Annotated in this window: 24 protein-coding genes and 1 tRNA gene; 14 read left to right on the top strand and 11 right to left on the bottom strand. The window is 72.7% G+C overall.

The annotated features are described in order from the left end of the window. Window positions 1-130: 130 nt before the first annotated feature. Together ABZ135_RS27220 and phoU are read right to left on the bottom strand one after the other, a co-directional pair. On the bottom strand, window positions 131-289 hold the full coding sequence (locus tag ABZ135_RS27220; protein WP_356699071.1) for a hypothetical protein: 159 nt from the start codon (window positions 287-289) through the stop codon (window positions 131-133). 153 nt (window positions 290-442) lie between these two features. Continuing rightward, the gene (gene phoU / locus ABZ135_RS27225; protein WP_345486630.1) at window positions 443-1,123 is read right to left on the bottom strand and encodes a phosphate signaling complex protein PhoU; all 681 of its coding nucleotides are present in this window, start codon (window positions 1,121-1,123) and stop codon (window positions 443-445) included. Window positions 1,124-1,447: 324 nt separating this feature from the next. Between phoU and ABZ135_RS27230 the strand changes: the two genes are divergently transcribed. Both ABZ135_RS27230 and ABZ135_RS27235 read left to right on the top strand, forming a co-directional pair. Beyond that, a complete protein-coding gene (locus ABZ135_RS27230) occupies window positions 1,448-2,686 on the top strand; it encodes an ATP-binding protein (protein ID WP_356699073.1) in 1,239 nt (412 codons plus the stop codon). Then, a complete protein-coding gene (locus ABZ135_RS27235; RefSeq protein WP_015035162.1) occupies window positions 2,683-3,363 on the top strand; it encodes a response regulator transcription factor in 681 nt (226 codons plus the stop codon). The genes ABZ135_RS27230 and ABZ135_RS27235 overlap by 4 nt, the downstream gene beginning before the upstream one ends. A 98-nt stretch (window positions 3,364-3,461) precedes the next feature. Here ABZ135_RS27235 and ABZ135_RS27240 read toward each other — a convergent pair whose 3' ends face one another. Then, window positions 3,462-4,121 (bottom strand): DUF461 domain-containing protein, encoded by a 660-nt coding sequence (locus ABZ135_RS27240; RefSeq protein ID WP_356699075.1) that lies wholly within the window; start codon window positions 4,119-4,121, stop codon window positions 3,462-3,464. Window positions 4,122-4,718: 597 nt separating this feature from the next. Between ABZ135_RS27240 and ABZ135_RS27245 the strand changes: the two genes are divergently transcribed. From ABZ135_RS27245 to ABZ135_RS27270, 6 genes are all read left to right on the top strand, one after another. Then, window positions 4,719-5,201, top strand: coding sequence for a CarD family transcriptional regulator (locus tag ABZ135_RS27245; RefSeq protein WP_003953493.1), 483 nt, complete (start codon window positions 4,719-4,721; stop codon window positions 5,199-5,201). Window positions 5,202-5,492: 291 nt separating this feature from the next. Further along, window positions 5,493-6,242 carry a 2-C-methyl-D-erythritol 4-phosphate cytidylyltransferase gene (gene ispD / locus ABZ135_RS27250; RefSeq protein ID WP_356699077.1) on the top strand — a complete coding sequence of 250 codons (750 nt, stop codon included), beginning with the start codon at window positions 5,493-5,495 and terminating at the stop codon, window positions 6,240-6,242. Beyond that, entirely contained in the window at window positions 6,232-6,741 is a 510-nt protein-coding gene (gene ispF, locus ABZ135_RS27255) for a 2-C-methyl-D-erythritol 2,4-cyclodiphosphate synthase (protein WP_356699079.1), read from the top strand. Before ispD ends, ispF begins: the two co-directional genes overlap by 11 nt. Before the next feature lie 140 nt (window positions 6,742-6,881). Then, the gene (cysS, locus tag ABZ135_RS27260) at window positions 6,882-8,282 is read left to right on the top strand and encodes a cysteine--tRNA ligase (protein ID WP_356699081.1); all 1,401 of its coding nucleotides are present in this window, start codon (window positions 6,882-6,884) and stop codon (window positions 8,280-8,282) included. An 85-nt stretch (window positions 8,283-8,367) separates the two neighbouring features. Continuing rightward, the gene (rlmB, locus tag ABZ135_RS27265) at window positions 8,368-9,324 is read left to right on the top strand and encodes a 23S rRNA (guanosine(2251)-2'-O)-methyltransferase RlmB (protein ID WP_356699082.1); all 957 of its coding nucleotides are present in this window, start codon (window positions 8,368-8,370) and stop codon (window positions 9,322-9,324) included. A 137-nt stretch (window positions 9,325-9,461) separates the two neighbouring features. Next, complete coding sequence (locus ABZ135_RS27270; RefSeq protein ID WP_356699084.1) at window positions 9,462-10,994, top strand: DoxX family membrane protein; 1,533 nt, start codon at window positions 9,462-9,464, stop codon at window positions 10,992-10,994. A 164-nt stretch (window positions 10,995-11,158) separates the two neighbouring features. Here ABZ135_RS27270 and ABZ135_RS27275 read toward each other — a convergent pair whose 3' ends face one another. The 3 genes from ABZ135_RS27275 to ugpC form a co-directional block, all read right to left on the bottom strand. Next, window positions 11,159-11,872, bottom strand: coding sequence for a nucleotidyltransferase family protein (locus tag ABZ135_RS27275; RefSeq protein WP_356699086.1), 714 nt, complete (start codon window positions 11,870-11,872; stop codon window positions 11,159-11,161). 53 nt (window positions 11,873-11,925) lie between these two features. Continuing rightward, window positions 11,926-12,342: a hypothetical protein gene (locus ABZ135_RS27280; RefSeq protein WP_356699088.1), complete on the bottom strand. Its 417-nt coding sequence runs from the start codon at window positions 12,340-12,342 to the stop codon at window positions 11,926-11,928. A 233-nt stretch (window positions 12,343-12,575) separates the two neighbouring features. Next, window positions 12,576-13,673, bottom strand: coding sequence for a sn-glycerol-3-phosphate ABC transporter ATP-binding protein UgpC (ugpC, locus tag ABZ135_RS27285; RefSeq protein WP_356699090.1), 1,098 nt, complete (start codon window positions 13,671-13,673; stop codon window positions 12,576-12,578). Between the two features lie 181 nt (window positions 13,674-13,854). Between ugpC and ABZ135_RS27290 the strand changes: the two genes are divergently transcribed. Then, window positions 13,855-13,928 (top strand) — tRNA-Thr (locus ABZ135_RS27290). A 96-nt stretch (window positions 13,929-14,024) separates the two neighbouring features. Beyond that, a complete protein-coding gene (locus ABZ135_RS27295) occupies window positions 14,025-16,118 on the top strand; it encodes a restriction endonuclease (RefSeq protein ID WP_356699092.1) in 2,094 nt (697 codons plus the stop codon). A 163-nt stretch (window positions 16,119-16,281) separates the two neighbouring features. Here the strand turns inward: ABZ135_RS27295 and ABZ135_RS27300 are convergent, their stop codons facing one another. Beyond that, window positions 16,282-17,679 carry an FAD-dependent oxidoreductase gene (locus tag ABZ135_RS27300; RefSeq protein ID WP_356699094.1) on the bottom strand — a complete coding sequence of 466 codons (1,398 nt, stop codon included), beginning with the start codon at window positions 17,677-17,679 and terminating at the stop codon, window positions 16,282-16,284. Between the two features lie 293 nt (window positions 17,680-17,972). Here ABZ135_RS27300 and ABZ135_RS27305 point away from each other — a divergent pair, with 293 nt between their 5' ends. The 3 genes from ABZ135_RS27305 (at window position 17,973) to ABZ135_RS27315 (ending at window position 19,824) form a co-directional block, all read left to right on the top strand. Then, window positions 17,973-18,908 (top strand): aminoglycoside phosphotransferase family protein, encoded by a 936-nt coding sequence (locus ABZ135_RS27305; protein WP_356699096.1) that lies wholly within the window; start codon window positions 17,973-17,975, stop codon window positions 18,906-18,908. Window positions 18,909-18,927: 19 nt separating this feature from the next. Then, window positions 18,928-19,404: a GNAT family N-acetyltransferase gene (locus ABZ135_RS27310; protein WP_356699097.1), complete on the top strand. Its 477-nt coding sequence runs from the start codon at window positions 18,928-18,930 to the stop codon at window positions 19,402-19,404. An 84-nt stretch (window positions 19,405-19,488) separates the two neighbouring features. Next, window positions 19,489-19,824, top strand: coding sequence for a hypothetical protein (locus ABZ135_RS27315; RefSeq protein WP_345486614.1), 336 nt, complete (start codon window positions 19,489-19,491; stop codon window positions 19,822-19,824). Between the two features lie 47 nt (window positions 19,825-19,871). On the opposite strand, the gene ABZ135_RS27320 is transcribed toward ABZ135_RS27315, so the two are convergent. Beyond that, window positions 19,872-20,855 carry a zinc-binding dehydrogenase gene (locus ABZ135_RS27320; protein WP_356699099.1) on the bottom strand — a complete coding sequence of 328 codons (984 nt, stop codon included), beginning with the start codon at window positions 20,853-20,855 and terminating at the stop codon, window positions 19,872-19,874. 80 nt (window positions 20,856-20,935) lie between these two features. Continuing rightward, window positions 20,936-22,108 (bottom strand): FAD-dependent oxidoreductase, encoded by a 1,173-nt coding sequence (locus ABZ135_RS27325; RefSeq protein WP_356699101.1) that lies wholly within the window; start codon window positions 22,106-22,108, stop codon window positions 20,936-20,938. Between the two features lie 188 nt (window positions 22,109-22,296). On the opposite strand from ABZ135_RS27325, the gene ABZ135_RS27330 reads away from it, so the two are divergent. Next, window positions 22,297-22,941 (top strand): pentapeptide repeat-containing protein, encoded by a 645-nt coding sequence (locus ABZ135_RS27330; RefSeq protein WP_356699193.1) that lies wholly within the window; start codon window positions 22,297-22,299, stop codon window positions 22,939-22,941. Between the two features lie 30 nt (window positions 22,942-22,971). Here the strand turns inward: ABZ135_RS27330 and ABZ135_RS27335 are convergent, their stop codons facing one another. Together ABZ135_RS27335 and ABZ135_RS27340 are read right to left on the bottom strand one after the other, a co-directional pair. Next, window positions 22,972-23,472 carry a hypothetical protein gene (locus ABZ135_RS27335; RefSeq protein WP_356699103.1) on the bottom strand — a complete coding sequence of 167 codons (501 nt, stop codon included), beginning with the start codon at window positions 23,470-23,472 and terminating at the stop codon, window positions 22,972-22,974. Between the two features lie 56 nt (window positions 23,473-23,528). Continuing rightward, window positions 23,529-24,740 carry an FAD-dependent monooxygenase gene (locus ABZ135_RS27340; protein WP_356699105.1) on the bottom strand — a complete coding sequence of 404 codons (1,212 nt, stop codon included), beginning with the start codon at window positions 24,738-24,740 and terminating at the stop codon, window positions 23,529-23,531. Window positions 24,741-24,868 lie beyond the last annotated feature (128 nt).

The following is a 24,868-nucleotide window of genomic DNA, read 5'->3' on the forward strand; positions in this document are numbered from 1 at the left end:
CTGACCACCGAGCAGACCCTCGACGCCGACCTCCCGCGCCACCCGGGTCACCTCGGAGCCGAACGCCGAGAGCTGGTCGACCATCGTGTTGACGGGGTGAGCGGGGCCCGCGCCGACGCGCGTCCAGGGGTCAGCCGGAGCAGCCGCCGCACTGGCACGGTCCGCCGGACTGGCAGCCGCAGCCGCAGCCGGAGCCGCACCCGCAGGCGCCGAGGACGGGCAGGAACTCCGCGTCGCGCGGGAGCACGGTCTCCTGCTGGGGAACGGTGATCGGAGCGGAATCGGCCATGGGGTCCCTCCCTGAGAGGCGTACCTCGCCTCCCTCCATTGCATGCCCCGCCCCCAGGGCGCATCAACGGCGCACTGGTGTGCGAGCCACCGACCGGCCACCCCCGCGCGCCCCTCCCGGCGCGCCTCCCCTCCGCGCCCCCCGCGCGCCGCCCTACGCGCCCTCGACCGGCGCCTCCGCCGGCTGGAGCTCGTCCGCGTGCTCACCCGTCACCAGGTAGACCACGCGCTTGGCCACCGACACCGCGTGGTCCGCGAACCGCTCGTAGTAGCGCCCCAGCAGCGTCACGTCCACGGCCGTCTCGATGCCGTGCTTCCAGCGGTCGTCCATCAGGTGCTTGAACAGCGTCCGGTGCAGCGTGTCCATCTCGTCGTCGTCCTGCTCGAGCTGGAGCGCCAGGTCGACGTCCTTGGTGATGATGACCTCCGCCGCCTTCGCCATCAGGCGCTGCGCCAACTGCCCCATCTGCAGGATCGTGGCGTGCAGGTCGTTCGGCACCGCGCGGTCCGGGAAGCGCAGCCGGGCCAGCTTCGCGACGTGCTGGGCCAGGTCGCCCGAGCGCTCCAGGTCGGCGCTCATCCGCAGCGAGGTGACCACGATCCGCAGGTCCGTCGCCACCGGCTGCTGCCGGGCGAGCAGCGCTATCGCCCGCGCCTCCAGGTCGTGCTGGAGGTCGTCGACCTTCTGGTCCGCGGCGATCACGCTCTCCGCGAGCTTCAGGTCGGCGTCGAGCATGGCCGTCGTGGCGCGCCCGATCGCCGACCCGACCAGGCGGGCCATCTCGACCAGGCCCTCGCCGATAGAGTCAAGTTCCTCGTGGTACGCGTCCCGCATCGGTGTCCCTCTCTCCTGCTCTACGTGCCTGCTGTACGTGCCTGCTCTGCGTGCCTCGGGGTGGATCCGTCACTCAGGCCGGTGTGCGGTTCGTACCGGGGCCGGTACTCCCACGCTCCCACGTTCGGGCCCGTACGCGTCCGGCTCCACCCGCCCGTATGAACCGGCACTTTCCCCCAGGTGAACTCTGGGCGACCTGCGCCGCGACCTCCCTCGGGTCAAATGAACCACCACCGTCTCCTCGGTGAACTCTGGGCGACGACTGTTCGAGGAGCCACTCGGACGGCTGGGAGAGTGTCAGCCGACCCGCATAACCTGGATGGCATGGACGTGAACGCGGCGGTCGCCGCATTGGCCGCTATCGCCGGCGTGTGCACCGGCGTGATCGCCATGCTGGCGTTCCGCTGGAGCGAGCGCGACCAGGCGCGACCCACCCGCACCTCCCTGCACACCGACGCCGTGCTGCCGCCCGGCGTCGACACCGTGCTGTCCGTGCTGCGCTCCTCCGCGGTCGTCCTCGACGAGAGCGACTCCGTGGTCAAGGCCAGCTCGGCGGCGTACGCCCTCGGCCTGGTCCGGGGCGGGAAGCTGGCCGTCGAGCCCATGCTCAACATGGCCCGCGACACCCGCCGCGACGGGGAGATACGCCAGGTCGAGCTCGACCTGCCCCGGCGCGGCACCGGCCGCGGCGAGGCCCTCGCCGTCTCCGCCCGGGTCGCCCCGCTGGGGTCGCGGCTCGTGCTGCTGCTCGTCGAGGACCTGACCGAGGCCCGCCGTATCGAAGCGGTACGGCGCGACTTCGTCGCCAACGTGAGCCACGAGCTCAAGACGCCCGTCGGCGCGCTCTCCCTGCTCTCCGAGGCCGTCATGGACGCCTCGGACGACCCCGAGGCGGTCACCCGCTTCGCGGGCCGGATGCAGATCGAGGCGACCCGCCTGACCAACCTCGTACAGGAGCTCATCGACCTCTCGCGGGTGCAGAACGACGACCCGCTGGAGGACTCCGAGCCGGTGCGGGTGGACGAGCTGGTCGCCGAGGCGATCGACCGCTCCCGGCACACCGCGTCCACGAAGCAGATCACGATGGCGTCCGGCGGGACCTCGGACCTGTTCGTCTGGGGCAGCCGCGGGCAGCTCGCCGCCGCGCTCGGCAACCTCGTCGAGAACGCCGTCAACTACTCCCCGGCCCACACCCGGGTCGGCATCGCCGCCCGCCGCGTCGCGGCGCCCGGCGGCGACATGATCGAGATAGCCGTGACCGACCAGGGCATCGGCATCCCCGACAAGGACAAGGAGCGCATCTTCGAGCGCTTCTACCGCGTCGACCCCGCCCGCTCCCGTGCCACCGGCGGTACGGGTCTGGGCCTGGCCATCGTGAAGCACGTGGCCGCCTCGCACGGCGGGGAGGTCACGGTGTGGAGCACCGAGGGCCAGGGGTCCACCTTCACCCTGCGGCTGCCCGAGGCGGGCGCCGTACGGGACCGCCGGTCCTCCTCCGCGACCGCCTCGACCACCCCCGATCTCATGACCGAACCGCTCCCCGCCCCGGAGGTCCTTCCGTGACCCGAGTGCTTGTCGTCGAGGATGAGGAATCCTTCAGCGACGCCCTGTCGTACATGCTCCGCAAGGAAGGCTTCGAGGTCGCCGTCGCGGCGACCGGGCCCGACGGCCTCGACGAGTTCGAGCGCAACGGAGCGGATCTCGTCCTCCTCGACCTGATGCTGCCGGGCCTGCCCGGTACGGAGGTGTGCCGCCAGCTCCGCGGCCGGTCGAACGTCCCGGTCATCATGGTGACCGCCAAGGACAGCGAGATCGACAAGGTCGTCGGCCTGGAGATAGGAGCCGACGACTACGTGACCAAGCCCTTCTCCTCGCGGGAGCTGGTCGCCCGCATCCGCGCGGTCCTGCGCCGCCGCGGCGAGCCGGAGGAGGTCACCCCCGCCGCCCTGGAGGCCGGTCCGGTCCGCATGGACGTCGACCGGCACGTGGTCACCGTCGCCGGCGGCAAGGTCGACCTCCCCCTGAAGGAGTTCGACCTCCTGGAGATGCTGCTGCGCAACGCGGGCCGCGTCCTGACCCGCATGCAGCTCATCGACCGCGTCTGGGGCGCGGACTACGTGGGCGACACCAAGACCCTCGACGTCCACGTGAAGCGCCTCCGGGCGAAGATCGAGCCGGACCCGGGCGCGCCCCGGTACCTGGTGACGGTGCGGGGCCTGGGCTACAAGTTCGAGCCGTAGAGCGCGGCGGGCCGCGGCCTCCCCGGCCGCGCCCTCTGTACGTACGTGAAGGGCGCCCCCTCCCGGGAGGGGGCGCCCTTCACGTGTGGCTACGGGGCTCAGTGGCCGGCCGAGTGGCTCGCCTCGCCCGTCGGGGTGGACGTGGCGCCCGCGCCGTGGCCCGGCGTCGCGGCACCGTGGCCCGGCGTCGCCGTGCCGGACGGGGTGGCGGTGCCCGACGGCGTGGCGGCCGGGGGCTTCGGGATCTCGGCCGGGCCGAAGTCCTTGAAGTAGCTGGTCGCGGGGACGACGAACGCCTCCAGCTCCACGTCACCGGTCTTGCTCAGCTTGAAGACGACCTTCTGCGCGTCGCCGTTCTTCGCGGCCTCGCGGCCGTTCTCGATGGTGGCGGACGCGTTGCCCTTGCCGCCGATGACGACCGAGCCGCCGGCCGGGACGGTGATCGGGCCGGAGCCCTGGGCCGCCTTCAGCGTCACCTTGGCGTTGGTGCCCGGCAGGCTGATGGACTCCAGGGTCTCGTCGGACCGGCCGTTGTTGAAGACGGTCGCGGAGACGACCGCGGGACCCTCCGCGCCCGGCTCGGGCTGGGTGATCACGACGGCGTTCTGGATCTGGACGTCTTCCACCGTGACGGCGGCGTTGTCCGGCCGGACACCGAGCGTCTGAGCGTCGTTGCCCGCCCCACAGGCGGAGAGCGAGGCGATCGAGATCACGAGGGCGGTGGCGGCGAGGGCGCCGCGTCGAAGGCTGCGGCTCACGGCGGCGGCAACTCCTAGGACGTACGGACAGGCTAGGGACGACTAAAGGTGTGTCAGCGCGCTTAGGTTACCGAGCCGCACTCTCCGTCCCGCACCCGACCCGCCCCTCCGCGCATCCGGCCTGCCACGGCCGCCGTCGCGGGCCACCGTCACGAACACGCCGACGTGGCCGGATCACGACCCATTGGCCCGCCGTTCACATATCCGTCGTGATCAATTCGGCACCCGGTCCCGCATTCCTCCGTCCGGGTCCTTCGAAGTCCTCCGAAAAAATCCGACCGGTCCCCGGTGATCAATTCGAGAATCCGTCCGTACGGGTGACCGATCCTCGAACGGAGTACGTGAAGCAGGCCACACCGAACCCGGCAAACCGGGACATCACCCCTTCTTCACACCCCTCTCCGCACCTGTAACGTGGGTGTTTCTCTGTGTCCACGCAGCCGCTCCCACCTGCGAATACCGTCTTCCGGAAGCCCGCCGCAGCACGTCCGCGTCGCTGTTGTCAAGCCCCGAGATATGCCCTGACCTGCGAAAACGCCATTCAGAAGAAGCCGTATCCGTGTTACCCTGGATAGCCACGGAAGGGGTACCTGTCACATGACGTTCAAGGTTGGCGACACCGTGGTCTATCCCCATCACGGGGCCGCGCTGATCGAGGCCATCGAAACTCGCCAGATCAAAGGCGTGGACAAGACCTACTTGGTGCTCAAGGTCGCGCAGGGCGACCTGACGGTTCGTGTGCCGGCGGACAATGCGGAGTTCGTCGGTGTTCGCGACGTGGTCGGTCAGGACGGGCTGGACCGGGTCTTCGAGGTGCTGCGCGCACCGTACGCCGAGGAGCCCACGAACTGGTCTCGTCGCTACAAGGCAAATCTGGAGAAGCTCGCCTCCGGCGACGTCATCAAGGTCGCCGAAGTGGTGCGCGACCTGTGGCGCCGGGAGCGCGAGCGCGGACTGTCCGCCGGCGAGAAGCGCATGCTCGCCAAGGCGCGCCAGATCCTGGTGAGCGAGCTGGCCCTCGCGGAGAACACCAACGAGGACAAGGCCGAGGCACTCCTCGACGAGGTGCTCGCCTCCTGACGCCTGCTGTCCGAACCGTCTGACGCCTGGCGTCCATGCCAAGCCCAGCACATGCCGCGGTGCCCGTCGGTGCGCTGTGAATCCTCGTGATTCCACAGTGCCGTCGCCGGGCACCGCGGCATGTTCGTCTCTCTTCTCCCGACCCCCTGACCCGCGGCTCTCGCACGGCGACGCCTCGCATGGCGACGCCCCGACCGTCGTCACGGAAAGGGCCCGGTCGAGGCGTCTCCATCAGCTTGCTGACGCCATACCCACCTCGTCCGCGGAAACAAACCTGCCGGAGTGCAACCGATGACAGACGAAGCGCGTCCTCCACGTACCGCCGTGGTGATTCCCGCGGCCGGCCGGGGCGTGCGCCTCGGCCCGGGCGCCCCCAAGGCGCTGCGCGCGCTGAACGGCACACCCATGCTCATCCACGCCGTCCGGGCGATGGCCGCCTCCCGCGCCGTCTCCCTCGTCGTCGTGGTCGCGCCCGCCGATGGGGCCGCCGAGGTCAAGAACCTCCTCGACACCCACGCGCTGCCCGACCGCACCGACTACGTGGTCGTCCCCGGCGGCGACACCCGCCAGGAGTCCGTCCACCTCGGCCTCCAGGCGCTCCCCGAGGACATCACCACCGTCCTCGTCCACGACGCCGCCCGCCCCCTCGTACCCGTCGACACCGTCGACGCCGTCATCGAGGCGGTACGGGACGGGGCCGTCGCCGTCGTCCCCGCGCTGCCCGTCGCCGACACCGTCAAGGAGGTCGAGCCGGCCGAAAAGAACGGCGACCCCGAGCAGGTCGTCGCCACCCCGGTCCGCGCCCGCCTCCGCGCCGTACAGACCCCGCAGGGCTTCGACCGCGACACCCTCGTCAACGCCCACGCCACCATCGCCCTCACCGGCGAAGGCGCGACCGACGACGCCGGCATGGTCGAGAAGCTCGGCGCGCCCGTGGTCGTCGTCCCCGGCCACGAGGAGGCGTTCAAGGTGACCCGCCCCCTCGACCTCGTCCTCGCCGAGGCCGTACTCGCCCGCAGGAGGGCCAACGATGGCTTCTGACCTCCCCCTGCTGCCCCGCACGGGCATCGGCACCGACGTCCACGCCTTCGAGAAGGGCCGCGAGCTGTGGTGCGCCGGCCTCCTCTGGGAGGACTCCGACAGCGACGGGTACGGGCTCGCCGGGCACTCCGACGGCGACGTCGCCGCCCACGCCGCCTGCGACGCGCTCTTCTCGGCCGCCGGCATCGGCGACCTCGGCGCCCACTTCGGCACGTCCCGGCCCGAGTGGTCCGGCGCCTCCGGCGTCACCCTCCTCGCCGAGGCCGCGCGCATCGTCCGCGCCGAGGGCTACGAGATCGGCAACATCGCCGTCCAGGTCGTCGGCGTCCGCCCCAAGATCGGCAAGCGCCGCGACGAGGCGCAGAAGGCCCTCGGCGAGGCGGCCGGCGCGCCCGTCTCCGTCTCCGGCACCACCACCGACGGCCTCGGCCTCACCGGCCGCGCCGAGGGCCTGGCGGCCCTCGCGACGGCCCTCGTGTACCGCACCCCCGCGCCGTAGCCCCGGCGACCGGGCCGCCCCGACGGCGGCCCGGTCCGCCCCCCTCGCCCCGACCGCCCGGCAGCCCCGCGCCCGAAAAAGTCGCCGCCCGAGCGGGAATCGGTCGCAGCGCACTGTCCGCCGCCCACTACCCTGGACCCGTGACCATTCGCCTGTACGACACCAGCGCCCGGCAGATCCGTGACTTCACCCCGATCAAGCCGGGCTGTGTCTCGATCTACCTCTGTGGCGCGACCGTGCAGGCCGCCCCGCACATCGGGCACATCCGGTCGGGCCTGAACTTCGACATCATGCGCCGCTGGTTCGCGTACCGCGGCTACGACGTCACGTTCGTCCGCAACGTCACCGACATCGACGACAAGATCATCGCCAAGGCCGCCGACCAGGGCCGCCCCTGGTGGTCCATCGGCTACGAGAACGAGCGCGCCTTCAACGACGGCTACCGTGCCCTCGGCTGCCTGCCGCCGACCTACGAGCCGCGCGCCACCGGCCACGTCACCGAGATGGTCGAGATGATGCGCGGCCTCATCGAGCGCGGCCACGCCTACGAGGCCGACGGCAGCGTCTACTTCGACGTGCGCTCCTTCCCCGGCTACCTGTCCCTGTCCAACCAGGACATCGACGACCTGCGCCAGCCCCCCGAGGAGGGCATCACCGGCAAGCGCGACCCGCGCGACTTCGCCATGTGGAAGGCCACCAAGCCGGGCGAGCCCGACTGGGAGACCCCATGGGGCCGCGGCCGTCCCGGCTGGCACCTGGAGTGCTCGGCGATGGCCCACAAGTACCTCGGCTCCGCCTTCGACATCCACGGCGGCGGCCTCGACCTGATCTTCCCCCACCACGAGAACGAGATCGCCCAGGCCAAGGCGTTCGGCGACGACTTCGCCCACTACTGGGTGCACAACGCCTGGGTCACCATGAGCGGCGAGAAGATGTCGAAGTCGCTCGGCAACAGCGTCCTCGTCTCCGAGATGGTGAAGAACTGGCGCCCCATCGTCCTGCGCTACTACCTGGGCACCCCGCACTACCGCTCGATGATCGAGTACAGCGAGGAGTCCCTGCGCGAGGCCGAGGCGGCGTTCGCCCGCATCGAGGGCTTCGTCCAGCGCGCCACCGAGAAGGCCGGGTCGCCCGTCGCCCCCGCCGCCGAGGTGCCGCCGGCCTTCGCCGAGGCCATGGACGACGACCTCGGCGTGCCCCACGCGCTCGCGATCATCCACACCACCGTCCGCCAGGGCAACAGCGCCCTGGCCGCCGACGACAAGGACGAGGCCATCGCCCGCCTCTCCGAGGTGCGCGCCATGCTCGGCGTCCTCGGCCTCGACCCGCTCGACCCCCAGTGGGCCGAGGAGAGCGACCGCGGCGAGGAACTCCACGGCGTCGTCGACACCCTCGTACGGCTCGTGCTCGAACAGCGCGAGTCCGCCCGCGAGCGCAAGGACTGGGCGACCGCGGACGCCATCCGCGACCAGCTCAACCGCTCCGGACTCGCCGTCGAGGACGGCCCCGACGGCCCCCGCTGGACGCTGGGCAACCGCTAGACCGCTGATGAATGTGCCGTCCGGGGCCCCGGGCGGCACACTTCACTTACAGGCTTCACTTACGCAGTAGAGGAAACAGGTAGTCATGGCCGGGAACAGCCAGCGCAGGAACCGCCGCACGTCCAACAAGAAGGGCGCGACGGTCGGCAGCGGTGGCAAGCGACGCCGCTCCCTCGAGGGCAAGGGCCCGACGCCCAAGGCCGAGAACCGCAAGGGCCACAAGGCATATCGCGTCTCCAACGCCATGGCCCGGAACGCGGCCAAGCGCAAGCCCGTCGCCCGCCGCGGCGGCAAGGGCCAGTCGGAGATGGTCGTCGGCCGCAACCCGGTCTTCGAGGCGCTGCGCGACGGCGTGCCCGCCACCACGCTCTACGTCCAGCAGTTCATCGACAACGACGAGCGCGTGCGCGAGGCCCTGAGCCTCGCCACCGGCCGCGGCAACATCAACATCATGGAGGCGCCGCGCCCCGAGCTGGACCGGATGACGAACGGCCTCAACCACCAGGGCCTCGTCCTCCAGGTCCCGCCCTACGAGTACGCGCACCCCGAGGACCTCGCCGAGGCGGCCTTCGACGACCACGAGGACCCGCTGATCGTCGCCCTCGACGGCGTCACCGACCCGCGCAACCTCGGCGCCGTCGTCCGCTCCGTCTCCGCCTTCGGCGGCCACGGCGTGGTCGTGCCCGAGCGGCGCGCGGCCGGCATGACCGCCGGCGCCTGGAAGACCTCGGCCGGCACCGCCGCCCGTACGCCCGTGGCCCGCGCCACCAACCTCACCCGCTGCCTGGAGCAGTACCAGAAGGCGGGCCTCACCGTCGTCGGCCTCGCCGCCGACGGCGACACCGAGGTCCACGAGCTGGAGGCGCTGGCCGGCCCGGTCGTCATCGTGGTCGGCTCCGAGGGCAAGGGCCTGTCCCGCCTGGTCGGCGAGACCTGCGACTTCCTGGTCCGCATCCCGATGCCGGGCGGCGCCGAGTCGCTGAACGCCGGTGTCGCCGCGGGTGTCGTGCTCTACGAGGCGGCCCGCCGCCGCATGGGCTGAACCCCGTACCGCTCGCGTCGAACCCCGTACCGCTCGCGCTGACCCGAACGGGGGAGGCGCCCCGGCCGTGATCTTGACGGGCCTCCGACATTTGGGGCCCGTCAAGGCAGTGTCCTAACCCCGCGTCACTCGGTTAGATGAGTGTGGACACCAGAACGCCCCGGCCGGGGTTCGACGATCAGCCCGCGCTGAGCATGGTCAAGGTGGATTCCGATCCCGCCCAGGTGATCGTGAACCACGCCAGCTTCCGTGTGCGGCTCGCGCCGGCCCAACAGCCGAAGTTCGCCGCGAACCCCCGGATCGCCGCCCTCGCGGGAGCCGCCGGAATCGGTGCCGCCGCCGGTGCGGCCGGTGCCGGAACGGCCCGCCGCAGGCCCGTCGTGTGGACCGGGAAGTCCTCCCCCGGCGCCACCGGTCTCCTCCAGGCCGTCCGCGAGTCGTCCGCCCCGGGCGTCGCCACCCTGGAGCCGACCACCCAGACCATCCCGCGCATCGACGACACCATGCCCACGCCCGTGGTGCCCGCCGGCCCGGCCGCCCCGCTGCTGCCGCCGATGCGGCGCGCGGAGGGGGCCTACGACGATCTGTACGCCATCGAGCCCGAGGCGTACGACGAGGGCGCCGACCCCGACGCCCGCTCCCCGCACCGGCACGGCGCGGACCCGGTGCGGCACGCCTACTACCCCGGCCGCCGGATGAACCTCGGGGTGGTGCTCCTGCCGCTCCGGGTCTTCCTCGGCTTCATCTCCATCTACGCGGGCATGGGCAAGCTCTGCGACCCCGTCTACTTCGACGGTGGCGAGCGCGGCTCCATGGTCAAGTGGCTCAACTCGCTGCACCCCTGGGCGCTCGCCGAGCCGCTGCGCGACTTCGCCCTCCAGCACCCGGTCGGCGCCGGACTGACCGTCGCCTTCCTCCAGGTCGTCGTCGGCGTCCTCACGGTCCTCGGCCTGTGGCAGCGGGTCGCGGCCGTGGTCGGCGCGCTGCTCTCGGCCGCGCTGATCCTCACCGTGAGCTGGAAGACCGTGCCGGTCTACGACGCGCCGGACATCATCTACCTGGCCGCCTGGTCGCCGCTGATCATCGCGGGCGCCCCGGTGTACTCGATCGACGGCCGGCTCGCCGGCGAGGCATGGCGGCGGCTCGGCCCGCGCGCCGAGCTGTGGGACCTGCGCCGCCGCGTGCTGCGGCGCGGCACGGTCGTCGCGGCCGTGGTCGTCGGCCTCACGCTGCTGATCGGCTCGATGCTCGGCGGCGCGGTGCGGTCGACCGAGATGGTCACGGTGCCGGGCCCCAACGACGACCCGGTCAACCACCTCCCCGGGCAGCCGCTGCCGAAGGAACCGGGAGCGAGCAGCCCGACCCGCAAGGCCCCGAAGAGCCCGAAGCCGTCGGCGACGACCGGGGCGAGCGGCGAGCAGGAGAAGGAGGAGGAGGCCACGCCGAAGGAGTCGGCGCGGGAGACCCGGCGTGAGCAGGGCAGCCCGAGCGCGACCAGCGGAACGCGCAGCCCGAGCCAGTCGCGTACGACGGCTCCGTCCTCCTCCAGCTCCGACTCGACCTCGGGCGGCACGAGCGGGACGCCGACGAGCGGAAGCAGCAGCGGCTCGACGGACGGCGGCTCGACCTCGGGCGGGGCGCGCAACCCGATCGGCGGCCTGCTGGGCTGAGCGGCGGGAGCCCGTACGGGACCCGTACGGGACCCAGTACGGGAGCCCGTACGGCGAAGGGGCGGCACCACGAGTCCTCGTGGTGCCGCCCCTTCGGCATGGCGGGGCTGTCCCTCAGGGGGCGCTCAGGTGGCAGTCGGGGTGCACTCAGGCTCAGGGACCCCTCAGGCGTGCGCGGCGAGCTCCTTGGCCGCCTCGGTGAGGTCCTTGGCGGTGTCGATGGCCCGCCAGTAGGCGCCCTGCGGCAGCGGGAAGCCGGCCAGCCGCCGCTCCCGGGCCAGCCGGGGGAAGGTGGTGCGCTCGTGGTCGCCGCGCTCGGGCAGCAGATCCGTGAAGGCCGCGGAGAAGACGTACACGCCGGCGTTGATGAGGTACGGCGACGGCGGCGACTCGATGAAGTCGGTGATGTGGCCGAAGGCGTCGGTCTCGACGGCGCCCCAGGGGATCCGCGGCCGGGCCAGCGCGAGGGTGGCGGTGGCGTCGCGTTCGGCGTGGAAGTCGGCCATCTCCCGCAGTGAGAAGCGGGTCCAGATGTCACCGTTGGTCGCGTACCAGGGCTGCCCGGGCTCGGGCAGGTGCGCGGCCGCGTACTTGAGGCCGCCGCCCCGGCCCAGCGGCTCGGACTCGACGACGGTGGTCACGTCGAGGGGCAGCTTCGCGGCCGCCAGCCACTCCTGGAGCACCTCGGCGAGGTGACCGCAGGAGACGACGGCGTGGGTCACGCCCTCCGCGGCGAGCCAGGAAAGCTGATGGCCGATGATCGGGGTCCCGGTGCCCGGGATCTCGACCATCGGCTTGGGGCGGTCGTCGGTGTACGGGCGCAGCCGCGAGCCCTGGCCGCCCGCCAGGACCACGGCCTGCGTCGGGGAGGTATGCATACCGGGAACGATATGCGGTGTACGGCAGGCCGACCGGGAGTCGCTCGCCCGGCTCAGCCGGCGGCGTGCAGGACGCCGTACGCGAAGGAGGTGTCGCAGACGGGACGCGAGTAGGACTGGGCGCGCGTGGGTCCGTAGTGGCGGACGGCGGCGGCGCCGAGGGCCTTCGCGATGGACATGCAGTGCTTGGCGAGCGACGGCCGGTTCTCCACCTCGCGCTGGAGGTGGGTGAGGGCGACGCCGGGGTCCTTCTCCTGAAGCTCTGCGAGGAGCTGGTCGCGGAGAATATCCTGCGGTGCGCGGGACTTGGCCCGGACCGAGACGTCCGTGGAGGACGCGGTCAGCATCTGGGTCCCGGTGGCCTGGCCGGCCCACGGAACGGCGGACACCGCGAGCGTTCCGGAGAGCACCAGGACGACGGGCAGGACGAGGGCGAGAGAGCGGCCGATGCGGCGGGCAGTGTGAGTCACGCAGGCGAGCGTAGCGGGCGGTAGTGATATGGCGACATTTAGTCACTCTCGCGAGGGATGGTTCGATGCTGCTTTTCGAATCCCGTGTTGACGCGGGGGAGCGGACTTGGGCCCCCATGCCCAGTTCTGCCGGGGTTTTCGCCGACTCGGTGTTTCATGCCTCCTGTACGCGAACGGCCCCGCCCCCGCAAGCGGGGACGAGGCCGTACGGAGAGCGCCGTGGGCGCGGTGCGTCAGTCGGAGAGACGCTCGCCCGTCGAGCTCGAGAAGACGTGCAGCTCGGCGGAGCGCGGGACGACGTGCAGCGTGGAGCCCTTGGCCGGGACCTCGCGGCCGCCGACGCGGACCACGAGGTCCTTGTCCTCGCCGCCGACGCGGGTGGAGCCGTATACGAAGCCGTCGGAGCCGAGCTCCTCGACCACGTTCACGGTCACCGCCAGGCCGTCCTTGCTCGTCGGGCCCGACACGTCGAAGTGCTCGGGGCGGACGCCGACCGTGACGGTGGTGTCGCCCTTGGCGGACGCGGCGGCGATGGCGTCGCGGGAGACCGGGACGATGCTCGCGCCGAACTTCACGCCGCCGTCGGTGATCGGGACCTCGATCAGGTTCATGGCCGGGGAGCCGATGAAGCCGGCGACGAAGAGGTTGGCGGGCTTGTCGTACATGTTGCGCGGGGTGTCGACCTGCTGGAGCAGGCCGTCCTTGAGGACCGCGACCCGGTCGCCCATGGTGAGCGCCTCGGTCTGGTCGTGCGTCACGTACACGGTGGTGATGCCCAGGCGGCGCTGGAGGCTCGCGATCTGCGTACGGGTCGAGACGCGGAGCTTGGCGTCGAGGTTCGACAGCGGCTCGTCCATGAGGAAGACCTGCGGCTCGCGGACGATCGCGCGGCCCATGGCGACACGCTGGCGCTGACCGCCGGAGAGCGCCTTCGGCTTGCGGTCCAGGTACTCGGTGAGGTCGAGGATCTTCGCCGCTTCCTCGACCTTGGCGCGGATCTCGCTCTTGTTGACGCCGGCGATCTTGAGCGCGAAGCCCATGTTGTCGGCGACGGTCATGTGCGGGTACAGCGCGTAGTTCTGGAACACCATGGCGATGTCCCGGTCCTTCGGGGGCAGGTGCGTGACGTCGCGGTCGCCGATGCGGATGGCACCGGAGGTGACGTCCTCCAGGCCGGCCAGCATGCGCAGCGAGGTCGACTTGCCACAGCCGGAGGGGCCGACGAGAACGAGGAACTCGCCGTCGGCGATCTCGATCTCCAGCTCGTTGACGGAGGGCTTTTCGGCGCCGGGGTAGACCAGGGTCGCCTTGTCATAGGTGACGGAAGCCATGGTGATGTGTCCCTTCACCGGCAGGAACGTGCCGGACGATCCGAGTAAAGGAAGGATGTGGTGTAGTCCACCTGAGTGAACTGCGGGTGACGCTACCCGGCGGGGCCGGATCTGTCAGCACTCCGGAGGAGGTGAGATTTCCGACCTCCGGCGGGCGGGGGTTCGTTACACTGCACTCGCTGCCTCCTTAGCTCAGCTGGCCAGAGCACCGCTCTTGTAAAGCGGGGGTCGTCGGTTCGAACCCGACAGGGGGCTCCGCGAAACTCGTGTCCCGGACCTCTCAGGTCCGGGACACTTGTGCGTTACGGGGGCGTATGCGCGAGGGGTGTTTTCCGGGGAGGGGTGCGGCGGATGGGCCGGCGTTCCAGTGGGTTGATCGGGGTTTGGGCCGAGGCGCAGCGGGTGGCGCAGCGGGAGCGGGAGGGGCAGCTCCAGGCGGTGGTGCGTCGGCAGCGGGAGGTCGAGCGGGCGCAGCGGGCGCACGAGCGTGATGTGGCGCGGATGCAGCGGGAGCAGCGGGCGGAGTACCGGCGGCATCGGGATGCCGACGCGCTGCGGCGGACGCGGGAGCTGGACGAGCGGGTGGCGGTGCTGGAGGGGTTGCTGGCCGCGGGGTGCCGGCAGGCGCCGTTCGACGTGGAGTCGTTGCGGCAGCCGGAGGAGGTGGAGCCTTTCGCGCCGGGGCGGCTCGCGGAGCCGGTGGCGATGCCGGACCAGCGGTTCTACCGGCCGCGGGGGTCGGCGTGGACGGCGGCGGGGCGGGCGCAGGAGGAGCAGGAGGCGCGGGCGGCGTTCGAGCGGGACTGGTACGCGGCGCAGGCGGCCGAGGCGCGGCGGGTCGAGCAGTTGGCGGCGTATCGGCGGCAGTACGAGGAGTGGGCGGCGGCGCGGCTGGCGGAGATCCGCCGGCACAACGGGGGCATCGCGGCGATGGCGGAGGCGCTGAGGGTCGGCGAGCCGGATACGGCGGTCGAGTTCTTCTCGGCGGTCCTGTACGCGTCGACGGCGTGGCCGGACGGTTTTCCGCGGGAGGTGTCGGCGGCGTACGACCGGGCGGCGCGGGCGTTGGTGCTCGACTGGGATCTGCCGGGGTACGAGGTGGTGCCGGCGGCGAAGGGGGTCAAGTACCTGCCGAGCACGGATCAGGAGAGGGAGGTCGCGCGGCCCGCCACGCAGCGGCGGGCGCTGTATCGGGGTGTGCTGGCGCAGTGTGTGCTGCTGGCGCTGCGGGAGCTGTTCGCCGCGGACCGTTTCGGGGCCTTGGAGAGGGTGACGCTGAACGGTTTCGTCGGTGGGGTGGATCCCGCGACGGGGCTGGCCGGTCGGGTGTGTGTGGCGTCGGTGGCGGTGGGGCGGTCGGTCTTCGAGGAGCTGAACCTGGAGTTGGTCGGTGCGGTCGAGTGTGTGACGGGTGCGCTGGGGGGTCGTCTGTCGGCGAAGCCGGACGAGCGGGTGGCGGTGCAGCCGCTGGCGCTGCCGGAGCAGGTGGGTTCGGGGGTGGTGTCGCAGGGGGACGGTGAGGAGCCGGATCTGCTGGCGATGGATCCGATCGCGTTCGAGGGGCTGGTGGCCGAGCTGTTCCGGGCGCGGGGTCTGCAGGCGGTGACGACGCGGCGGTCGAACGACGGTGGGGTGGACGTCCAGGCGCTGGACCCGGATCCGATCAGTGGTGGGTCGATCGTGGTGCAGGTGAAGCGGTATCGGAACACGGTGCCGCCGAGTGCGGTGCGGGACCTCTTCGGGACGGTGCAGGACGCGGGCGCGAACAAGGGGGTGCTCGTCACGACGTCGAAGTTCGGTCCGGGGTCGTACGCCTTCGCCAACGGCAAGCCGCTGACTCTCATCTCGGGGACGGAGCTGGTGGACCTGCTGCATCAGCATGGTCTTCAGGGGCGGCTCGGGCCCGGGGCGGGGGTCGCGGCGCCGGTGGCGCCGGCGGAGGCGCCGGCCGAGGAGGACGAGGGTTTCAATCTGCTCGGCATGGTCTGGTCGGGGTCGGTGGCGCTGGATGTGTGCGCGCTGGTGTGTGAGGGCGGCCGGGTGCTCGGGGACGAGTGGTTCGTGTTCTTCAACAACGCGGCGACGCCGGACGGTTCCGTGGCGATGGTGACGGCTCCGGCGGGGGACAAGGCGGCGATACGGGTGGGCTTCGACGCCCTGCCGCGGCGGGCGGACCGGCTGGTGCTGGTGGCGGCGGTGGACCCGGAGGTGAATCCGGACGCGGATCTGGCGGGGTTCGTGGACGCGGGGATCGTGTTGCGGGACGACTCGGGGACGGAGTTGGACCGGCTGAGGGTGTCGGAGGGGCGGGCCGGGGAGACGGCGCTGGTGCTGGGGTCGTTCCGGCGCCGGGAGGGCGGTGACTGGGACTTCGTCCTCGGCGGGAAGGGCTATCGGGGCGGGCTCGCCGAGCTGGTAGGGGATTTCGGGATCGAGGTGCGCTGAGGGGGCCGGGGGTCGCAGGGCCGAGGGTCCGCAGGGCTGAAGGGCCGAGGGCTGAGGGGCCGCAGGGCTGAGGGCTGAGGGGCCGCAGGGCTGAAGGGGCGAGGGGGCTTCCGGGCCGAAGGGGGAGGGGGCGCGGGGGCGCGGTGGGCGCCCCCTCCCGTGGTCAGCGGCCGCTGAGGCGGTTGGCGAGGAGCGCGACGCGGTCGGTGGCGGTCGTGCGGGCCGCGGACTCGCGCCGGTCGGCGCCGCGGAAGGCGGCGTACATGGTCTGGACGCCGAGCCAGCGCAGCGGTTCCGGCTCCCACTTGCGGACCCGGTGGTCGACCCAGGGCAGGGTGGTCAGGTCCGTGGGGCCGGACTGGCCCGAGTCCTGCTGGATGAGGTCGCGCAGGGTGCGGGCGGCGAGGTTGGTGGTGGCGACGCCGGAGCCGACGTAACCGCCCGCCCAGCCGAGGCCGGTGGAGCGGTCGAGGGTGACGGTGGCGCACCAGTCGCGGGGCACGCCGAGGACGCCGGACCAGGCGTGGGCGATGCCGACGCCCGCGAGCTGCGGGAAGAAGCGGACGAGGATGTCGCGGAGGGCGGCGACGGTCTGCGGCTGGGTGCGGCCGTCGTTGTCGGTCTTCGAGCCGAAGCGGTACGGGACGCCCCGGCCGCCCAGCGCGATGCGGCCGTCGGCGGTGCGCTGGGCGTACATGTAGGCGTGGGCCATGTCGCCGAGGGTCTCCAGGCCCTCCCAGCCGATGGAGTCCCACTGGGCGTCGGTGAGCGGCTCGGTGGCGATCATGGAGGAGTTCATCGGGAGCCAGGTGCGGCGCTGGCCGGCGAGGGAGGCGGTGAAGCCCTCGGTGCAGCGCAGCACGTAGGGCGCGCGGACCGTGCCGTAGGGGGTGACGGCGTGCTTGGGGCGGATCTCGGTGACCGGGGTGGACTCGTGGAGGGTGACGCCGAGCGTCTCGACGGCGTCGGCGAGGCCCTTGACGAGCTTGACCGGGTGGAGGCGGGCGCCGTGCGGGGTCCAGGTGGAGCCGACGGCGCCGGTGACGCGGATGCGTTCGGCGGTCTCGCGGGCGCCGTACAGTTCGCGGTCCTTCTCGCCGAAGGCGAGTTCGGCGGCGTGGAAGTCCTTGAGGCGGGCGAGTTGGGCGGGGGAGTGGGCGATCTCCAGGACGCCGCCGCGGTGGATGTCGGCGTCTATGCCCTCGGCGGCGCAGACGTCGACGACCTCGGTGACGGTGTCGTTCATGGCGTGCTGGAGGCGTACGGCGGCCTCGTGGCCGTGGAGGCGGGCGTAGCGGTCGCGGCCGGCGATGCCGTTGTAGAGCCAGCCGCCGTTGCGGCCGGAGGCGCCGTAGCCGCAGAAGGCGGCCTCGAGGACGGTGATGTCGAGGAAGGGGGCGGCCTTCTTGAGGTAGTAGGCGGTCCACAGGCCGGTGTAGCCGCCGCCGACGATGCAGACGTCGGCGGTGCGGTCGCCGGGCAGCGGTTCGCGGGGCGGTGCGGCGCCCTCCTGGGCGTACCAGAACGAAATGCCGCCGTTGACCGTGCCGCTCGTGCTCATGTCCATCCCTCTTCCGGGTCCGTGCGCGGGAGGTTACCGGGGCCTCCGGCCTGTGGATACGGGTCGTCCGGCGACGGGCGGGGGGCCGGGGCGCGCCCGGGTCCGGGGCTGCGGATTCCGTGGTGCGGGGCCGCCCCGGTCCCGGGCGCCTGTGCCGCGTCGCCGGCTCCGCCTCGCGGGCGTCACGCACGTTTTCCGTCGCCCACGTTTCCGTCGCGCACGTTTTCCGTCACGCGTTTCGTCGCGCACGTTTTTCGAAGGCGCCGCGGCACGCGGGTGTCTAGGGTCGGAGGGTGACCCACGCTCGCATTCACGTACCCGAGGAACTGGCCGCGTCGCAGGCGCGGTACAACGGCGAGGCGGGGCGGGCGTTCATCGCGGCGCTGCCCGCGCGGGCGGAGGAGTTCCTGGAGCGGTGGGGGCTGCGGCTGAGCGGCCCGTCCCTGTACGGGGTGGCCTCGCTGGTGCTGCCGGTGACGCGGGACGGCGTTCCCGCCGCGCTCAAGTTCCAGCTCCTGGACGAGGAGACGGAGGGGGAGCCGGTCGCGCTGCGGATCTGGGGCGGCGCGGGGGCGGTACGGCTCCTGGAGCACGACCCGGGGACGGGGACGATGCTGCTGGAGCGGGCGGACGAGACGCGGCACCTGTCGACGCTGGGGGAGTCCGGGGAGCGTGGGGACTCCCGGGAGGCGGTACGGATCCTGGCCGGTCTGCTGGGCCGGCTGGTGGCGGTCCCGGCGCCGCCCGGGCTGCGGCGGCTCGGCGACATCGCGGCGGACATGCTGGCGGCGGTCCCGGCGGCCGCGGCCCGGCTCGGCGCGGAGGACGCGGCGCTGCTGCGGGACTGCGCGGCGGCGGTACGGGAGGTCGTGGGCGAGCCGGGGGACCGGTTGCTGCACTGGGACCTGCACTACGACAACATTCTGGCCGCCGAGCGCGAGCCGTGGCTGGCCATCGACCCGAAGCCGCTGGCCGGCGATCCGGGCTTCGAGCTGCTGCCGGCGCTCACGGACCTGTGGGACGAGGACGGCGGCGGCCCGGATCCGGCGGAGACCCTGTGGCGCTTCGACCTGCTCACCGAGCACCTGGGCCTCGACCGCGGGCGGGCCCTGGCCTGGACGCTGGGGCGGGTGCTGCAGAACGGTCTGTGGGACGTCGAGGACGGCGAGCCGGCGCTCGACCCGGACCAGGTGGGCATCGCGCGGAACCTGCTGGCCAGGCGGGGCTGATCCGGTGCAGGCTGGCCCCATGATCCGTACCGCCACGCCTGCCGACATCCCCGTGATCCACCGGATGATCCGTGATCTCGCCGACTACGAGAAGGCCCTCGACGAGGCCCGCGCCACGCCCGAGCAGCTTCACGAGGCGCTCTTCGGCGACCGCCCCGCCGCCTACGCGCACATCGCCGAGACCGCCGACGGCGAGGTCGCCGGCTTCGCCCTGTGGTTCCTCAACTTCTCGACCTGGCGCGGGGTCCACGGTATCTATCTGGAGGACCTCTACGTCCGCCCCGACCTCCGTGGCGGCGGCCACGGCAAGGCCCTCCTGACGGAGCTGGCGCGGATCTGCGTGGAGCGCGGTTACGAGCGCCTGGAGTGGTCGGTCCTGAACTGGAACGCCCCGTCGATCGCCTTCTACGAGTCCCTCGGCGCCCGCCCTCAGGACGAGTGGACGGTCTACCGGCTGACGGACGACGCGCTGAAGGAGCTGGGGGCGGGGGCGTAGGGCTCACCGGCCGGTTCGGCACCGGGGGAGCGGAGGGGCCGGCCGGTTCGTCGGGACGGTGGGCGAGGCGGTAGGAAGGGGGGCATGGACATGGACATTCAGCAGCGGTTCGAGCGGATCACCGCTTTCATCGAGGCGCGGCTCACGCCGCTCTTCGACCCCGAGAACGGCAGTGACCACGGCTTCGGGATGGACGACACGTCCCGGGCGCTGCGGGCGCTGCGGTACACCGTGCAGGCGGCTTCGGCCGTGAACGGGCTCGTGGAGAAGCGGGAGTCGGCGCCGGAGCTGCGGCAGGTGGTGGACCAGGCGCTGGAGCACAACTGGGACGTGCTGCGCTCCGTCGCCCGGATGTGGGAGGACCACCCCGACTTCCTGAAGGAGTTCAAGGGGCACTCCTGGGACGTGCTGGGGGTCTGACGGGTCCTCGGGCCGTCACGAGCCGGGGCCGGGGACTCGGGCGGTCCTCAGGGGATCAGGACCACCTTGCCCATCGTGCCCCTGGTCTCCAGGGCGCGGTGGGCCGCGGCCGCCTCCGAGAGGGGGAAGCGCTGGACCGCGGGGCGGAGGGAGCCGTCGGCGGCGGCGGTGAGGGCGGCGAGTTCGAGGGTGCGGATGTCGCCGCCGGCCTTCTGGAGCATCACGGGGCCGAGGACGGACTCCGAGGTGATCCCACGGGCGGTCAGCTCCTCCTCGGTGAGGGTGAGTTCCGCGCCGCTGGACCAGCCGAAGACGAGGTGCTGTCCGCCCTTGCCGAGGAGGTCGACGGCGGCGCGGGCCGTGACGCCGCCCACCGAGTCGAAGACGATCGTCGCGCGGCGGTCCCCGAGGTACGCGCGGACCCGCTCGGGCCAGGACGGTTCCTTGTAGTCGACCGCGAGGTCCGCGCCGTTCTCCGCCACCCGGGCCACCTTCTCCGGGCCGCCCGCCAGGCCGATCACCGTCGCGCCGGCGTTCTTCGCGTACTGGACGAGGAGGGTGCCGATGCCGCCCGCCGCGGCCGGGACGATCGCGACCGACTCGGGGCCGAGCCCGGTGAATTGCAGGATGCCGAAGGTGGTGCGGCCGGTGCCGATCATGGCGACGGCCTCCGCCTCGCCCAGGTGGTCGGGCAGGGCGTGCAGCCGGGCGGCGTCGGTGACGGCGAGTTCGGCGTAGCCGCCGGGTGCCATGCCGAGGTGGGCGACGACGCGCCGGCCCAGCCAGGCCGGGTCGGTGCCCTCGCCGAGCGCGTCCACCGTGCCGGCGACCTCGCGGCCGGGGACGGTCGGCAGCGCGGCCGGGGCGGGGAAGGGGCCGGTCCCGCCCTCGCGGAGCACGGTGTCGAGGAGGTGCACGCCGGCCGCCGCGACCTTGATACGGACCTGGCCGGGGCCGGGGACCGGGTCGGCGGTCTCCTCGTACGTGAGGTTCTCGGCGGGGCCGAAGGCGTGGAGGCGGATGGCGTGCATGCGGGGCTCCCCTGTTCGTTCGCGCGGTGCGCGGGGTCGAGACCGTGGTGTCGCTCGGTGGTGGGGTCCAGCTTTCGACCTCAAGCGGACTTGAGGTCAAGTGCCTCCTTCCGCAGGGCCAGGGACACCGCCTCCACCGCGCTCGTGAACGACACCTCGGCCAGCACGCCCGGCGCCGCGACCTGGTCGCCGACCAGATAGATCCCGCCGCCCTGGTCGATGGCCGGCCGGTCGCGCCAGGTGGTGCCGGGGCGGTCCACCGCTCCCGTACGGCCCTGGGAGACGGCCTCGCGCCGCCACACCGTGCGCTCCCGCCAGTCCCGGAAGCCCAGGTCGAGCAGCCGCTCCGCGTGGGCGACGCCGTCCGCCTTGGACTGGGCCGGCCCGATCGGCAACTGGGCCTGGATCAGTTCCTCGCCGGCCGGGGCCAGGCCCGGGTCCTGGGTGGTGAACCGTTCCACCCAGCCGGGCGCGTCCAGGTCCGAGATCGCGAACGGGTCGCCCTTCCGGGTCCGCAGCGCCAGGTCGAACAGCACCGTACGGCCGGACTCCCAGGTCAGCGACGGGTCGCCGAGGAGCCGGGCGGCGGCCGGCAGGGCGGTCGCGACGATCACCGGGCCGTCGGCGAGCGGCAGCGCGTCGAGGGCGTCGACCCGCGACGAGGTCTCGATCCGGACGCCGAGCTCGCGGGCGCGCGCCGCCATCCGGTCGATCAGCCGCCCCCAGCCGCCCTGGATGAAGTGCGCCTCCGGCGGGACCACCGCGGCCCGGTGCAGCCGTTCCTGTACGAAGCGGGCCGAGAGCGCGCCCGGGTCGTGGTGGTAGAGCGCGACCCCGCTGTACGCGGCGGCCGCGCGGGCCGCGTCCGGGCCGGCGAGCCGGGTGGCCCAGGTGTGGAAGTCGAGGTCGACGGGGGCCCGGTCGGCGGTGCGGAGGGCCTGGCGGAGGAAACCGAGCGGGGGCAGGCGGCGCAGGGTGCCGCGGTGGTGGAAGCGGAGCTTGGCGGCCTCCAGGGGCGGGAGCGGGGCGAGCGGGCCGAGCAGGCCGCGCTGCTTCAGCCAGGTCCAGTGCGGGCCGCCGTTGTAGAGCGCGTGCGGTCCCTCATTGGTGCGGTACGGGCCGGTGGCCGTGCGGGCCCGGCCGCCGAGGGTGTGGTGGGCCTCGTGCAGGGTCACCTCGGCGCCCGCCTCGGCCGCGGTGACGGCCGCGGTGAGCCCCGCGAAGCCGCCGCCGACGATCGTGATCTTCCGCATCTCTGGCTCCTCGTGTCGCATGTCGGGTTCGCCAAGGGGACGAGGGGCGGGGGCCCGTTCGTGACATCGGCGCGGGGGCGTTGTCAGTGGCGTGCGTCACGATGGCGGGTATGAGGAAGAGGACCGTGGCGAAGACGGACCGGGCGGACGCAGCGGGCCGGGCGGACGGAGCGGGCCGGGTGCGCCCGGTGCGTGAGGCGCGTCGGCCCGAGGTGCGGCTGCCGCCGCTGGAGCCGTACGGGGGCGGTCTGGAGCCGGACGGCGACTACGACGGCCGGGAGTTCGCCGGCCTGGATCTGGCCGGGCAGGACGGGGCGGGGGCCCGGTTCCTGGACTGCGCGGTGCGTGACTGCGGGCTCGACGGGACGCGGCTGACGTCCGCCCGCTTCCTCGACTCGGTCCTCGACGGGGTACGGGGCGTGGGCACGGACCTGGCCGGGGCGCAGGTGCGGGACGTGGAGGTGAGGGAGGCGCGGCTCGGCGGGGCGCAGTTGCACGGGGCCGTGCTGGAGAGAGTGTGGTTCCGGGGCGGGAAGATCGACTATGTGAATCTGCGGGCGGCGCGGCTCAAGGACGTCGTCTTCGAGGGGTGTGTGCTCGACGAGCCGGACTTCGGGGGCGCGGCCCTGGAGAGGGTGGAGTTCCGGGACTGCGTGCTGGTCGGGGCGGACTTCGGCGGGGCGCGGCTGAAGGACGTCGACCTGCGGACCGTCCAGCGGCTGGAGATCGCCCGCGGGGTGGACGCCCTCGCGGGGGCGGTGATCTCCACGCCGCAGTTGCTCGACCTGGCGCCGGTGTTCGCGGCGCAGTTGGGGGTGCGGGTGGAGGACTGAGCGGCCGTACGGTCCGGCGGGGGAGCGTCGTTACGGCAGCCGGGGGAAGCGGGCCTGGAGGTCCCACACCACCGGGTTGTCCGCGAGGCCCTCGTGCATGTCCGTGAGGTCGGCGATCAGGTCGTGCAGGAAGTCCCGGGCCTCGCGGCGCAGTTCGGCGTGGTTGAAGGTGAGCGGCGGCTCGTCGCCCGGCATCCAGTCGGCCTCGACGTCCACCCAGCCGAAGCGGCGCTCGAACAGCATGCGGTCGGAGGACTCGGTGAAGTCGAGCTCCGCGTACTGGGGCTGGGAGGCGCGGCTGCCGCGCGGGTCGCGGTCGAGCTGCTCGACGATGTCGCACAGCGCCCAGGCGAAGTCGAGCACCGGCACCCATCCCCAGGCTGTGGACAGCTCCTGGTCCTTCTCGGGGTCCGCGAGGTACACGTCACCGCAGAACAGGTCGTGCCGCAGCGCGTGGACGTCCGCGTGGCGGTAGTCGGTCTGCGGCGGGTCGGGGAAGCGGCGGGAGAGGGAGTAGCCGATGTCGAGCACGCCCTGATGGTGTCATGCCCGGTGGGGCCCCCGCGCCGCCCGTGCCCGCCTGCCCCTCATGCCCGGTGGGCCGCGCGGGCCAGTCGGGGGCCCAGCCAGCGCTTGAGGCGGCGCAGGGCCTCCAGCCGGCCGGCGGCGCGGTCGACCCGGTAGTAGAGCTGGGGCGGGACGTACGGCAGCAGCGGGGAGTGCCGCTGGCCGAGCAGGGCGAACATCTGGGCCGGCTCCAGGCGCATGTAGCGGGGCAGGTTCTCGTACCACCGGGCGCTGTAGCGGGCCGCGCTCTGCGCCGACACGAGCTCCGCGCGGCGCCCGCGGCCGTACGCGGTGAGGGCCGCGTCCAGCGGCGTCGACGGGTCGCGCAGGGCGGCGGCGAGGGCGAGGGCGTCCTCCAGGGCCAGGGTGGTCCCGGCGCCGATCGAGTAGTGCGTGGTGTGGGCGGCGTCGCCGAGCAGCACCAGGTTGCCGTGGTGCCAGGTGCGGTTGGTCAGGGTGCGGAAGGTGAGCCACTGGGCGGGGGCGCCGTCGCCGTGCTGCTCGCGGCCGATCAGCGGCTCGCCGTCGAGGAGGTCGGCGAACAGCTTCTCCAGCAGGCGCAGGCTGTCCGCCTCGCTCGTCCGGTCGAACCCGAGGCCCGCCCAGGTCTCCGGCGCGCACTCGACCACGCAGGTCGACTGCTCGCCGCTGAAGCCGTACGCGTAGCACCAGATCCAGCCGTGCTCGGTCTCCTCGAAGGCGAAGCTGAAGGAGTCGAAGACCTTCGTCGTGCCGAGCCAGACGTAGGGGTTGCGGCCGCCGACGACCCGTGTGCCGAAGCGGTCCGGGTGGGCCTCGCGCAGCAGGCTGTTCACCCCGTCGGCGGCGACGACGAGGTCCGAGCCGGCGAGCTCGGGCGCGCCGGGGCCGCCGATCGGGTGCTCGAACTCGACCCGTACGCCGAGCTCCCTCGCCCGGTCGGCGAGCAGGGCCAGCATCCGGCGCCGCCCGATGCCGAAGCCCGGGTCGCCGCGGTGCACGGTCCGCCGGTCGCGGATGATCGCCACGCCGTCGGTCCAGGTCACCGACGCGGCGGCGATCGCCTCGGCGGATTCGGGATCACCCGCGCGCAGCTTGTCGAGGAGCCCCGCCCAGTAGGTGACGCCCCAGCCGTACGTGGCGCCGGCGGCGTTCCGCTCGTACACGGTGATCTCGTGGGACGGGTCCCGGCGCTTCATCAGGATCGAGAAGTACAGGCCGCCGGGGCCGCCGCCGACGATGGTGATCTTCACATGCGCTCCCACGAGGACATGACGGCGTGCGCCGGGATGGCAACGCAGAGTAGCAGCGCGGGTCGGGTCGGAAGGGGAGGACGGGCCGGTCGATCCGCCGGGGGCGTCGCCGCCGGGCCCCGCCCCCG

The sequence above is a fragment of the Streptomyces sp. NPDC006339 genome, assembly GCF_040612775.1.
Taxonomy (GTDB): Bacteria; Actinomycetota; Actinomycetes; order Streptomycetales; family Streptomycetaceae; genus Streptomyces.